The organism is uncultured Caulobacter sp., assembly GCF_947036865.1.
Taxonomy (GTDB): domain Bacteria; phylum Pseudomonadota; class Alphaproteobacteria; order Caulobacterales; family Caulobacteraceae; genus Caulobacter.
This window is the reverse complement of record NZ_CAMQSF010000001.1, coordinates 332,457-344,866: the sequence shown is the minus strand read 5'-3', so window position 1 is coordinate 344,866 and position 12,410 is coordinate 332,457. Positions and strand designations below refer to the sequence as shown.

At 68.0% G+C, this 12,410-nt stretch carries 8 protein-coding genes; 5 read left to right on the top strand and 3 right to left on the bottom strand.

The window, feature by feature from the left end:
* The first annotated feature begins 2 nt into the window (after positions 1–2).
* Together Q0V34_RS01640 and Q0V34_RS01635 are read left to right on the top strand one after the other, a co-directional pair.
* A complete protein-coding gene (locus Q0V34_RS01640) occupies positions 3–1,079 on the top strand; it encodes an acetamidase/formamidase family protein (RefSeq protein ID WP_297506818.1) in 1,077 nt (358 codons plus the stop codon).
* 3 nt (positions 1,080–1,082) lie between these two features.
* The gene (locus Q0V34_RS01635) at positions 1,083–2,108 is read left to right on the top strand and encodes a helix-turn-helix domain-containing protein (RefSeq protein ID WP_297506816.1); all 1,026 of its coding nucleotides are present in this window, start codon (positions 1,083–1,085) and stop codon (positions 2,106–2,108) included.
* A gap of 145 nt (positions 2,109–2,253) precedes the next feature.
* On the opposite strand, the gene Q0V34_RS01630 is transcribed toward Q0V34_RS01635, so the two are convergent.
* Positions 2,254–3,558, bottom strand: coding sequence for a glycoside hydrolase family 1 protein (locus tag Q0V34_RS01630; protein WP_297506814.1), 1,305 nt, complete (start codon positions 3,556–3,558; stop codon positions 2,254–2,256).
* 68 nt (positions 3,559–3,626) lie between these two features.
* Positions 3,627–6,671: a TonB-dependent receptor gene (locus Q0V34_RS01625; protein WP_297506812.1), complete on the bottom strand. Its 3,045-nt coding sequence runs from the start codon at positions 6,669–6,671 to the stop codon at positions 3,627–3,629.
* A 179-nt stretch (positions 6,672–6,850) separates the two neighbouring features.
* On the opposite strand from Q0V34_RS01625, the gene Q0V34_RS01620 reads away from it, so the two are divergent.
* Positions 6,851–7,540 (top strand): TetR/AcrR family transcriptional regulator, encoded by a 690-nt coding sequence (locus Q0V34_RS01620; protein WP_297506810.1) that lies wholly within the window; start codon positions 6,851–6,853, stop codon positions 7,538–7,540.
* Positions 7,541–7,651: 111 nt separating this feature from the next.
* On the opposite strand, the gene Q0V34_RS01615 is transcribed toward Q0V34_RS01620, so the two are convergent.
* Positions 7,652–8,920 (bottom strand): MFS transporter, encoded by a 1,269-nt coding sequence (locus Q0V34_RS01615; RefSeq protein WP_297506808.1) that lies wholly within the window; start codon positions 8,918–8,920, stop codon positions 7,652–7,654.
* Positions 8,921–9,162: 242 nt separating this feature from the next.
* Between Q0V34_RS01615 and Q0V34_RS01610 the strand changes: the two genes are divergently transcribed.
* Positions 9,163–10,812 (top strand): carboxylesterase/lipase family protein, encoded by a 1,650-nt coding sequence (locus tag Q0V34_RS01610; RefSeq protein WP_367272020.1) that lies wholly within the window; start codon positions 9,163–9,165, stop codon positions 10,810–10,812.
* Entirely contained in the window at positions 10,809–12,365 is a 1,557-nt protein-coding gene (locus Q0V34_RS01605; protein WP_297506806.1) for an AMP-binding protein, read from the top strand. Before Q0V34_RS01610 ends, Q0V34_RS01605 begins: the two co-directional genes overlap by 4 nt.
* The last annotated feature ends 45 nt before the right edge of the window (positions 12,366–12,410 follow it).

Here is a 12,410-nt window from a genome sequence, read left to right as displayed (position 1 = left end):
CGATGCCCTTCATCTGCGAACCCGGCCAGAGCCGTCCCGATGTCGTCCCCGGCGCCCTCCACACGCTGAAGGCCACGCCCCAGACCGTGCACTGGGGCTATTTCGACCCGTCGACCCCGCCGGCCCTGCGGGTCCGGAGCGGCGACCTGATCCAGGCCGAGGCCATCACCCACCATGCCGGCGACGCGCCCGAGCTGATGATGGACGACGGCGTCACCCGGATCTTCAAGGAGATCCCGGAGGAGGACCGCAATCCCGGCGTCCATATCATGACGGGTCCCATCTACGTGGAGGACGCCAAGCCCGGCGACGTGCTGGAGGTGCGCTATCTGCGCATGGTCCCGCGCAACAACTACGGCTCCAACCTCGCGGCCAACTGGGGCTATCTCTACAAGGCGTTCGGCGAGAAGGAGCGGGTGACGATCTACGAGCTGGACCCGAACACCAACACCGCCAGCGCGCTCTACGCCTACGACTTCGAGGGCAAGTACCTGATCCCGGGCACGATCACCCACTGCCCGGAATGCGATCGCCAGCCGGCGCTGAAGGGCGTGCGGATTCCGGCCCGGCCGCATCTGGGCACCGCCGGGGTGGCGCCGGCCGTCGACGGCCGCGTCAGCACCATCCCGCCGGGCGAGCACGGCGGCAATATCGACAACTGGCGCATCGGGGCGGGGGCCACGATGTACTACACCGTCCAGGTCGACGGCGGGCTGTTCTCGATCGGCGATCCCCACGTCAGCCAGGGCGACGGCGAGCTGTCCGGCACGGCCATCGAAAGCTCGCTGAACGTCCTGATGCAGATCGTGCTGCGCAAGGACATCCAGACCCCCGGCCCGCTGCTGGAGACGCCCAAGTGGTGGATCGTCCATGGCTTCGACGAGGACCTGAACCTCGCCATGCGCGACGCCTCGACCAAGATGCTGAGCCTGCTCAGCGATCAGGTCGGACTGTCGAGGAACGACGCCTATTCCCTGATGAGCGTGGCCGCGGACTTCGGCGTCACCCAGGTCGTCGACGGCACCCAGGGCTGCCACGTCCGGATTCCCCGCGATATCTTTCCCAAGCTCAAGGGTTAGGAGATGAAGGCCTGGTCGTTCAGCACCGAAAGCCATCCGCGCGCCGAACGGGCCGAGGCCTGGCGCGACGCGATGGGACGCCTGGGCCTGCCGATCGAGGGTCTGACGGCCGGTGAGCCGGCCGCGGCTTCGGTGATCTGCCTGACCTCCCCCTTGGGCATCGAGTTCGCCCTGGTCGAAGCTGGCGCCCAGACGATTTCGGGTCGGCTCTCGGGGCAGCCCGCCGCCGTGTGGCTCGCCGTTTTGCTGCATGGCGAAGCGACCCTCGTGAGCGACGACCTGGCCGTCGGCGTCTCGCCCGGAGACATCGCCTTTGGTCCCACGGGTCAGTCGGCGGCGCTTCGTTTGGACACTCGCTCGCGCCTGCTCTTTGTCCGCGCGCCTCGCGTCGCCCTGGATCACCGCCTGATCAAGCCCTTCAATTTGCGCGTGGGGCGGCTGGAGGGGGCGGAAGGCGTGCCACGCATCCTGTCCGACTTGCTGCGCGGCACGGCCGAGGAACTGGAGAACCTGTCGGTCGATCAACTGCGGCCGGTCGACCTGGCCCTGACCGAATTCCTGGCTCAGTGCTTGCTGGAACGGGGCGCGGCCGCGTCCGACGCTCTGGATCCCTCGACCCCCACGGCGCATCTGCAGCGCCTCTGCCAAACCATCGAGACTCTGCTGCCGGATCCGGACCTGTCGCTCCGTCGCGTGGCGGACGAGGAGGGCGTTTCGCCGCGCTACGTGCAGAAGCTGTTCGCTTCGGCCAACGAGACCTTCAGCCACTATCTGCGCTCGCGTCGCCTGGAACGGTGCCGGATCGATCTGGCCAGCCCGCAGCATGCGCGGCTGTCGATCTCGGAGATCTGCTTTCGCTGGGGGTTCAACGGCTCGGCGCATTTCAGCAGGGCCTTCCGCGAACAGTACGGCCGCTCGCCGCGCGAGTTCAGGAACGCCTGCGAGGCCGGCGTGTCCGAGGACCTTGCATCCGCGCTCGCGTCGAAGCCGCCGCGCGTCGTCCCGAGTTTGCTCTCGCTGATCTCCTAGCCGGCGAGGTCGCGCCGAAAGACGAACAGTCTTCGCCGCGCGATCCGCGCTACACGCGGGCTTTCGGCCGCCTGCCGCGTGTCGCCGACAACCGCGGCTCCCAGGCCAGAGCCGCTGCGTTGCCGCCGAAGGGCGGGAGCCTTGCTCAGATCAGATTGGCGCGGGCGATGCGGCCAAGGTGCGCGGCGCTGGGACGCGGTGTCCGTTTGAAGGTCTGGCGGTCCACCGCCACCAAGCCGAAGGGCACGCCGTAGCCGGAGGTCCACTCGAAATTGTCCAGCAGCGACCAATAGAGATAGCTGTGCACCGGGACCCCCCCGTCAAGGCACTGGCGGACGCCGGCTAGCGCCTGGTCGATAAAGGCGATCCGGCGGGCGTCGTCGCGGGTGGCGACGCCGTTCTCGGTGACATAGATCGGCTTGCCGACCGCCGCGTGCGCCCAGCGGATCGTGTTGGCCAGGGCCTGGGGATAGAATTCGTAGCCCGCGAGGGTCAGTTCGGCGCCCGGCGGCGGCGGGCGCACGCCGGTTTCGTCGACGATGAAGCGGGTGTAGGTCTGGACGCCGAAGAAGTCGGCGTGGCTTCGGGCGACCTCGACCCAGTCGCCATAAAGCCTGCGCTGATACACGGCGACGAGGTCGGGGTCCCCAGCCGACTGGATGTCCTGGGTGGTCAGGGTGAGGCCCACGGGCAGGTTCGGGCGGACATCCTTGATCGCGTCGTACGCGCGGCGATGAGCCTCCTGCATGATCGGCGAGACCACCCGCGGATCGGCATAGGCCAGTCGGGAGAAGCGCGGCGAGTCCGTGGCCTTGGCGGCCGCGGCGACAGCGGCCTTGACCGCCGGGATCGCCTGTTGAACGCCTGGCATCAGGTCGACCAGCAAACGGATATTGGCTTCGTTGAAGGTCGTGGTCATGTGCATGAGGCAGCCGAGACGCTCGACCGTCTTGCGGCAATAACGGGCGAAGAGCGCCGGGGCGTCCGGCGCCTCGAAGCCGCCGCGCTTGGCGAACCACAGCGGGGTCGTGAAGTGGTTCAGGGTGACCATGGGCTTGAGGCCGCGCGCGCGGCAGGTTTCCAGCATTCGGGCGTAGTGATCGAGCTCGGCTTCCGAGAAATAGCCTTCGCTCGGCTCGATCCGGGCCCATTCGACGCCAAGGCGGTAGCAGTTGAAGCCGAGGCCCCCGGCGATCGCGAAGTCTTCGGCGTAGCGATGATAGCTGTCGCACGCGTCGCCTGAGCGCTCCTTGAACATGCTGGGCCGCATGTTCTCCATCAGCCAGGCGTCGCTGTTGGTGTTGCCGCCCTCGCTCTGATAGGCCGAGATCGCCGCGCCCCACAGGAAGCCGGGCGGCGCGGGGCGTTTGCGTTCTTCGCGCGCGGCGGCCGACAGCGGCGCCAGCGCCGCGCCGGCGCCGATCAGCAGATCGCGACGGTCGACCGCCATGGCTCTGTCCTCCTTGAAAAATGGCGGATGACCAAGGGCCATCCGCCAGGCGCGAGGTGGGGAAGGGGTTAGAAGGACTTCTTGATGCCGATCTCGAAGGTGCGGCCCAGCGGGTTGCCGGTCCACGGGTCGTAACCGAACTCCTCCTGGGCCGGCGGCGGGTCGCGGTCGAAGATGTTGGCCGCCGTGAAGGTCAGGGCGGTGTCGTCGCCCAGCGTCAGGCGATAGGTGAAGTCCGTGGTCACCCAGTCGCGACCGTTCTCGCCGTACTGCGTCCCGGCCCGCTCGTCGACGACGGCCGAGACGAAGTTGACGCCGAGGCGGAAGTTCTGATGGCCGAGCGCGTAGTTGACACCGAGGTTGGCGCGCCACTTCGGCGCGGCCTGGGCGAAGGTGGCGAAGTTCAGCGTGCCCAGGCGATCGTCGCCGGTCGAGATCGTAACGCCGTCCAGCGTGGTGGGGCCGGTCTTCAGCTCGGTGACGCGGGTGGCGGTGATGTTGACGTCGAGATCACCCTTGCCAAGCGGCAGGCCGTACTTGGCCTGGACGTCGAAGCCCTTGGTCGTCTGGCCCGGTCCGTTGCCATAGCGGGTGGAGACCGCGTTGAAGGTCCCGACCCCGCTCATGCCGACCGTGCAGCCGGCGTTGAAGCTGATACGCGCCAGCAGGGGCTGCTTGGACGCGTCGCAGGTGGTGATCGTCCCGCCCGGGCCATTGAAGACCAGACTGGCGATCTGGTTCGGATCGGCGACCTGGCCGATCTGGTCCTTGGTGCGAATGTCGAAATAGTCGACGATCAGCCGGAAGTCATGGCCGTCGAACAGGCCTCGGCTCTGCCAGATCGCGCCGATATTGCCGGTCTTGGCCGTCTCCGGCTTGAGGTTGGCGTCGGTGATGAACTGGGCCGCCAGCCAGTTGCTCGCCGCGACGGTGAAGGTGCGCGCCGCGACGGTGACCGCGCCCGGAGTCACGCCCAGCGGCGGGGTCTGGTAGTTGGTGCCGTACGAGCCGCGCAGGGTCAGCGGGCCCCAGACGTTCCACTTGCCCGACACCTTGTAGACCGTGGCCCCGAGGTGGTTGGAGAACGTCTCCCGACGCGCGGCCAGCTGGATGTCGACGGTCGAGAACAGCGGGGCCTGCAACTCGCCGAACAGCGAGTACTGGCTCTGATCCGCGCGGGAGGGCAGGGTCGGGGCGAAGAGCACGAACGGCCCCGGCGCGTCGGGGGTGCAGCCCCGGAAGTTCGGGTCGTTGGTCGCGGTCGGCGTGGGGCTCAGATTGCTGGAGCCCGGGCCGTTGGCGCTGGTGGTGTTGCTGGGCCATTCGCACTGGACGGAACCGTTGTTGAACGGGCTGGGCACGTTCACGCGGTTGGCGAAGCTGCGGTATTGAGCGCCGAGGGCCCAGCCGACCTCGCCGCCGGGCAGTTTCAGGCCCGACTTGCCGTTGAACACCAGATCGGCCGTGAAGTTGTGGCTGAGCGTCTCGACGGCGCGGGGATCGAACATCCAGAGGCTGAGGTCCTCGGGATTCTCGTGGCCGGCGATATAGTTGGGATTGGCGAGGCCCCGGACCGGCTGGCCCTTGAACGAGGTGGAGAAGGGGTTCCACCATTGGCAGCCGTTCTTGCCGGCGGCCGCGGGGTTCTGGGTGCCGAAGCGAGTGGGATCCAGGTCGACGGCGTGGCAATTGGGGCCGCCGAAGCCGTTCAGCGCCTCCTCCAGCCGGAAGCCGATGGTGTCGGCGTGGGTATTGTAGTTGTAGGCGTCGTTGTAGGTCAGGGCGAAGTCGTAGCCGACCGCCTTGGCGAACGGGGCCAGGTCGCCCAGATCGCCCGTCAGCCCGCCCGAGATGCGCCAGACCTTATTATCGATGCGGTCGGCCACGCCGAAGCCGTCGCCGCCGGAATAGTACGGATTGCCGCCGTGACCAAACAGCCGATAGGTGATCGGGGTGAAGCCCGAGGCCCCGACGATCCCGTGCGCGGCGGCGAACTCGGCCGCGAACGGGTTGGTGATCGGTACGTAGAACTGATTGACGGCGCCGGTGGTCATCGCCGGACCCCGGGAGACCGGCTGGGCTGGCGAACCCATGACCTGCGGCAGGTTCACCCGGCCGTAGGAAGCGTCCATGTGGAATTTCATCGTGTCGGTGATTTGCGCCTTCAGCTGGGCGTAGATCCGATAGGTGTCCTGGTTCTCCACCAGGCGGTAGTACGGGATGTAGTTGTAGGCGCAGGTGTAGACGTTGTCGTAGCGGCCGCCGACCGCCGCGCAGCTGGCGGGGGTGAAGTCGGAGACGATGCCGCCCAGGTTCGGGCCCCACTCGCCGGTGTCGGTGGCGGTGGGCACGGCGGGCAGGGGGCCACGCGGCTGCCAGCCCGTCAGGTTGGTCAGAGTCGACCAGGGCGCGGGGTTGTAGCCGGTTCCCGGCGTCAGCGAGGCCTTGGTGAAGTCGCGGTCCAGGGTGTTCAGCCGCGAGCGGTGCTCGTACTCGGCCGAGACCAGCAGATTGGCGCGATCCTCGCCGACCCCGCCCATGACGCCCAGCGAATAGTCGCCCTTCGAGCCCCGGATCTGCTTGTATTGGGCCTGCGCCTGAAGGCCGACATAGTGGTCGATGGTGATGAAGTTGACGACGCCGCCGGTCGCGTCGGCGCCATAGATCACCGCCGCGCCGTCCTTGAGGATCTCGGTGCGGGCTAGGGCGATCGACGGCACGTTGGCGGTGTTCTGGTTCATCCGCCGGCCGTTCAGCAGGACCAGGGTCTTGTCCGCGCCGAGGCCGCGCAGATTGTAGTTCACCGAGCCGACAAGGGTCGGGCCGCCGAAATAGTAAGACTCTCCGGTGGTGGGACCGGAGATCGTCAGGCTTTTGGCGAATTCCAGCGCCGTCGGCGAGCCTTGCTTCTCCAACTCCTGCTGCCCGTACACCTCGACGGGGAGGGCGGCGTCCAGGGCCGAGCCCCGGATGTTGGAGCCGGTAACGACAACTTCCTCGACTTGAGTGGACTGGTCGGCGGGCTTTCGATCCTGAGCCCAGGCCGGCGCTCCCAGGCCGGCGATTCCGATAAGCAGCGCGACGCCCGAGGCGCTGGTTAGCCCGATCTTCATGGTGCGACCCTCCCGTTGAATGAGTCTCTTAACGCTCATTCTCACAAGAGTGAGTGTTGTAGCATCGCCGTGTCTGCGTCAATGATCATTGTTCGTCGACGGGGCGCCGTGCGCGGAACGATTGACAGACAGCGCGCGCGACCCGACTACGCGGACGACGGAACGACGAGGAGAGCGGTTTGGGAGCGACGGCGACGGGCACCCGCGGCGCGGCCGCCAAGGCGGGTCGGCGCACCAAGGCCGAGCAGCGTGCTCAGAGCCTTGAGCAGATCTTGGACGCGGCCGAATACCTGTTCTCGCAGAACGGCCTCTATGGCGTGACCCTGCGCGACGTCGCCGTTCGCGTGGGCATCCATACGACGCTGCTGAACTACTACTTCAAGGACAAGACCAACCTGTTCGAGGCCGTGTTCGCGCGACGCGCGGGGGTGACCTCGGGGCGGCGGATGATCGCGCTGGAGCAGTACGAGCAGGCGGCGGGCGACCATCCCACCGTGGAGGGCGCCTTGCACGCCTTCCTCGACACCGACCTTGATCTCTACCACGAGGGCGGCGAGCACTGGATGAACTACGCGGCCTTTTGCGCGCGGGTCAGCAACACGCCGGAGGGCGCGGCGCTGATGGACGAGCATTTCGACCCGGTCGTTCTAAAGCTGGTCGGCATCTTGAAGCGAGCCCTGCCGGACTATGCGGACGAGGAGATCTTCTGGGGCTATCACTTCGTCTCCGGCGCGCTGATGAACACGCTGGCGCGGACCGGGCGGATCGACAAGCTGTCCGGCGGGCTATGCCACTCCGACGACTTCCCGGCGGTGAAAAAGCGGATCGCCCGCTTCATGGCGGCGGGGTTTATTGCGTTGAAGGGGTGAGGGGCCGAAAGCCTCGCCCTTCGACAGGCTCAGGGTGAGGTTTTCTACCGATCCGCCGGAAAAGTTGTCCTCATCCCGAGCTTGTCGAAGGACGAGGACGGCTCCTCGGCGCTAATCCCGCTCCGCCTTGCGGAAGATCGCGGTCAGCCACAGGAAGAGCCCGATCGCTAGCAGATAGAACGGGATCAGGGTGTAGAGCGCCATCTGCAGAGCGTTGTGCGGATGGCTGGCTTTGAAGAGGTCGCTGGCCCAGCCGACATAGGTGGGGCCAAGGCCGAGGCCGATGAAGTTCATGACCAGCAGCAGCAAGGCTCCGGACATCACCCGCTCCTCGGGGCGGACCGTCTGCTGGACCAGGGTCACAGTCGAGGACAGGTAGAAGTAGTTCAGCACCGTCGGCCCCATCAGCAGAGCCAGCGCCAGCGGCCAGGTCGGAGCCCATACGAAGCCGATGTAGAATGGGATCGCCAGGATCAACGAGATGGCCGGGACCAGGGCGTAGGCGATCTTGGACCTGCGCGTATAGCGATCGATCACCCGGCCCGAGGCGAAGATGCCACCGCTCATGCCGATCGCGACCACCAGCGCATACCAGACCGCGATCTCCTTGAGGGTCATGCCCTTCTCGCGCATCAGGAACAGGGTGGTGAAGTTGCCGAGGCCATAGGTGATGAACTGGGTCGCGCCGCCAGCCAGCGCGGCCAGGACCAGCGGCGGGCGCGAGAAGAACATCCAAAGAGTCGCCCAAAAGCCGGCCTTGTTGGGCTGGGCGTCCGCGGCCAGGCCATCGAGGCCGCCGCGGCGAGGCTCGCGCACCATCAACGGCAAGATCAGGGCGGTGAGCACACCAACCGCGCCCAGGATCACGAAGGCGTAGCGCCAGTTGAAGGCGGCGGCGATGGCCGCGCCGAACGCGATGCCGAAGGCCGCGCCGATCGGCGGACCGAGATTGTAGAGACCCAGCGCCGTTCCGCGCCGTCCGGGCGGGAAGTAGTCGGAGATGATGGCGTAGGACGGCGGCACGCCGCCCGCCTCGCCGAAACCGACCGTCATCCGCGCGACGGCGAACTGCCCATAGTTGGCCGAGAAGCCGCAAGCCATGGTCGCCGCGCTCCAGAGTCCGCACGCCAGAGAGAGCACCGCCACGCGGTTGGTGCGGTCGGCCAGCCAGCCCACGGGGATGGCGATGAAGCAATAGAAGGCCGCGAAATAGAGGCCGCCGATCAGGCCAAGCTGGCCGTCGGTGACATGCAGGCTGTCCTGGATCGGCTTGGCCAGAATGGACATCAGCTGACGGTCCAGGAAATTCAGCACATAGACGAACCACAGCATGCCAAGCGCCACCCAGGCGCGGCTGCCGGCGGGGGCGGAGGCGCTCATCGGCCGGTGTTTCCGGGGCGGGCCACCCGCCCGAGCGGACGGAGACGCGGCGTTCTCGCGCGCATGCTGTTCAAGACGTCCTCCCGAATGCCGTTGTTCGGCTTGTCCGCGAGGATGGCCCGAACCGGGCGAGAAGGTCAATATTCACGCACGTGAGAGTGAATATTGACAGGGCGGAGGATCGTCTTCACCGTGGCGCGGCAATGCCGTGCGCAGACCGGCCTGCGTTCGGGAGGAATCTGGTGAAAAGCTTCCGCGCCTTCGGTTCGTTCTTCGTCCTGGCCCTTGTGGCCTGGGCGATGGCGCCGGCCGCCGCCCAGGCCGACCAGCCCGTCGTCCGCGCGCCGGCCGGCGCGTTTCGCGGTGTCGCCCAAGGCGAGCTGAGGGTGTTCAAGGGCCTGCCGTACGCCGCGCCGCCGGTGGGCGCTCTACGCTGGAAGCCGCCGGCCCCGGCGCCGGTCAGCGCCGGCGTCCGCGACGCGTCGGACTTTGGCCCCGCCTGCCCGCAACCGAAGCCCCGGACCGGCGGCATCTACGCCTCGGTGCTGAAGTCGATGAGCGAGGATTGTCTGACCTTGAATGTCTGGACGCCAGCTAAGGCCGGCAAGGTCCCGGTGCTGGTCTGGATCCATGGCGGCTCCTTGGTCGGCGGCTCCAGCAGCGAGAGCCTTTACGATGGCGCGGCCCTGGCGCGACGGGGCCTGGTGGTCGTGTCCATCAACTATCGACTCGGCGTCCTGGGCTACATGGCCCACCCGGAACTCAGCGCGGAATCGCCGGACCACGTCTCGGGCAACTACGGCCTGCTGGATCAGATCGCGGCGCTGAAGTGGGTGCGAAAGAACATCGCCGCGTTCGGGGGCGATCCTGGCAACGTCACCATCGCGGGTGAATCCGCCGGCGGTCTCAGCGTCATGTATCTCCTGGCCTCGCCGGCCGCGCGTGGGCTGTTCCACAAGGCCATCGCCCAAAGCGCCTACATGATCTCGACGCCGGAACTGCGCGAGAACACCTACGGTCACGACCCGGCCGAGGCCATGGGCCTGGCGATCGGCCAGAAGCTGGGCGCCAAGAGCCTGGCCGACCTGCGCGCCATGGACGCCGAGACCCTGACCGGCGCCGCCCTGGCGGCCGGCTTCCAGACCTTCGGCGTGGTCGATGGCAAGATCCTGACGCGGCAGCTGGTGGACACGTTCGACAGGGGCGAGCAGGCCCGGACGCCGATCCTGGCGGGTTTCAACAGCGGCGAAATCCGCTCGCTGCGGATCCTGGCTCCGCCGCCCCCGGCCGACGCGGCGACCTATGAGAAGGAAATTCGGGCCCGCTACGGCGATCTGGCCGACGACTTCCTGACGCTCTATCCGTCCGGCGACCTGGCCGAGAGCGTGCTGCTGGCCCCTCGCGACGCCCTCTACGGCTGGACGGCCGAGCGGCTCGTGATCAAGCAGACGGCGGTCGGCCAGCCGAGTTTCCTCTACTATTTCGATCACGGCTACCCGGCGGCCGAAGCGGCGGGCCTGCATGGCTTCCACGCCAGCGAACTGCCCTACGTCTTCGGCACGGCGCGGGCCACCCCGCCGGCCTGGCCGAAAAATCCCGATACGCCCGCCGAGGCGCGGCTGACGACCGCCATCGGCGACTACTGGGCGTCCTTTGCCCGCGACGGCGTCCCCAAGGCGGCGGGCGAGCCCGCCTGGAAGCCATACGGCGCTGGACGGAACTACATGGCCTTCGTCGAAGAGCCTCGCCCTGGCGCGAACCTGAGGCCTGGCATGTACGCGCTGAACGAAGCCGTGATGTGCCGCCGCAAGGCGTCGGGTGGCATCCCCTGGATCTGGAACGTCGGCATCGTCTCGCCGCCGCTTCCCCCTGGAGTTTCTCAGTGCCGATGATTGACGGTGAGATGCAGGCGTACGCCCTGACGCTGGATAAGTTTATCGACCACGCCGCCAAGTGGCGGCCGAACGCCAAGGTGGTCACCGCGCGGGACGACGGCGGGATCCACCGCATCGGCTACGCCGAGCTTCGCGACCGCGCGGCGCGGGTTTCGGCGGTTTTGGCGGCCATGGGCGTGGAGACCGGCCAACGCGTGGCGACCCTGGCCTGGAATTCCCAGGCCCACGTCGAGGCGTGGTACGCGATCATGGGCATGGGCGCGGTCTGCCATACCTTGAACCCGCGCGTCACCGCCGAGCAGTTGGCGTCGATGGTCGTCCAGTCCGCGGCGCGAATCCTGATCGCCTCGGCCGATCTCGCCCCGCTGGCGGGCCAGATCATGGCCGGCGCGCCGGGCTTGCGGCGTCTGCTGATCATCGACGGCGAGGCCGAGGGCGGCGAGGCGCTGGAGCCGATGCTGGCGGCCGAACGCGGAACCGCGGCCTGGGGCCGGTTCGACGAGACCGCGCCGTGCGGCCTCTGCTTCACCTCGGGCACGACGGGCGCGCCGAAGGGCGTCACCTACACCCACCGCTCCAGCTACCTGCATACGCTCAGAGCGTTGCAGGCCGACGTCATGGCGATCACCGGGGAGGACTCGGTGCTGGCGGCCGTGCCGATGTTCCACGCCAACGCCTGGGGCCTGCCGTTCGCGGCGCCGGCCGTGGGGGCCAAGCTCGTCCTGCCGGGCCGTCACACCGACGGCGCGAGCCTGGCGCGCCTGATCGCCGCCGAGGCGGTGACGATGGCCGTGGGCGTGCCGACCGTTTGGCTCGGCCTGGTCGAGCACCTTGAAGCGCACGGCGGCGCCTTGCCGTCGTTAAAGCGCATCCTGGTCGGGGGCGCGCCGATGCCGCCGGCCCTGATGGAGCGCATCGAGGGACGTCTGGGGGCGAAGGTCCAGACGAGCTGGGGCATGACCGAGCTTTCGCCCTGCGGCACGGTCGCGCCGCTCGGCGCGCCCTCGGCGGCCGCGCTTTCGGGGCGTCCCGCCGTGGGATTGGACCTGCTGCTGACCGACGCCGACGGGGTGGCGCTCGCCGAGCAGCGCGATGTGGAAGGCCATCTTCGCGTACGCGGAGCCTCGGTGGTCGAACGTTACTTCGGCGCCGACGCGTCGGCCACCGACGCCGACGGCTGGTTCGCCACGGGGGATCTGGCCCGCATCGACGCCGAAGGCAATCTGACGATCACCGGACGCGCCAAGGACCTGATCAAGTCGGGCGGCGAGTGGATCAATCCGGCCGAGATCGAGGCGGTGGTTTGCGCCCTGCCGGAAGTGTCTCTGGCCGCCGTGATCGGACGATGCGACCCCAAATGGGGCGAGCGCCCGATTCTGCTGGTCGAGACCCAGGGCGAGGTCAGCGACGAGGCGTTGCTGGGCTCCCTGCGGGGCCGCGTGGCCTCGTGGTGGATGCCTGACGCGATCTACCGGCTGCCGCGCATGCCTCTGGCGGCGACCGGCAAGATCGACAAGATTCGTCTGAGATTGGAGTTTGGCGCGGGCTGACGGCCCACCCCGTCGCGCGGGCCGGCGCGGAGCCGCGCGCCGGAT

Bases quoted from the DNA above. Each gene is read 5' to 3' on its own strand.
- Q0V34_RS01630 (WP_297506814.1), bottom strand. From the start codon at position 3,558: ATGGCGGTCGACCGTCGCGATCTGCTGATCGGCGCCGGCGCGGCGCTG.
- Q0V34_RS01635 (WP_297506816.1), top strand. From the start codon at position 1,083: ATGAAGGCCTGGTCGTTCAGCACCGAAAGCCATCCGCGCGCCGAACGG.
- Q0V34_RS01640 (WP_297506818.1), top strand. From the start codon at position 3: ATGCCCTTCATCTGCGAACCCGGCCAGAGCCGTCCCGATGTCGTCCCC.
- Q0V34_RS01615 (WP_297506808.1), bottom strand. From the start codon at position 8,920: ATGAGCGCCTCCGCCCCCGCCGGCAGCCGCGCCTGGGTGGCGCTTGGC.
- Q0V34_RS01605 (WP_297506806.1), top strand. From the start codon at position 10,809: ATGATTGACGGTGAGATGCAGGCGTACGCCCTGACGCTGGATAAGTTT.
- Q0V34_RS01625 (WP_297506812.1), bottom strand. From the start codon at position 6,671: ATGAAGATCGGGCTAACCAGCGCCTCGGGCGTCGCGCTGCTTATCGGA.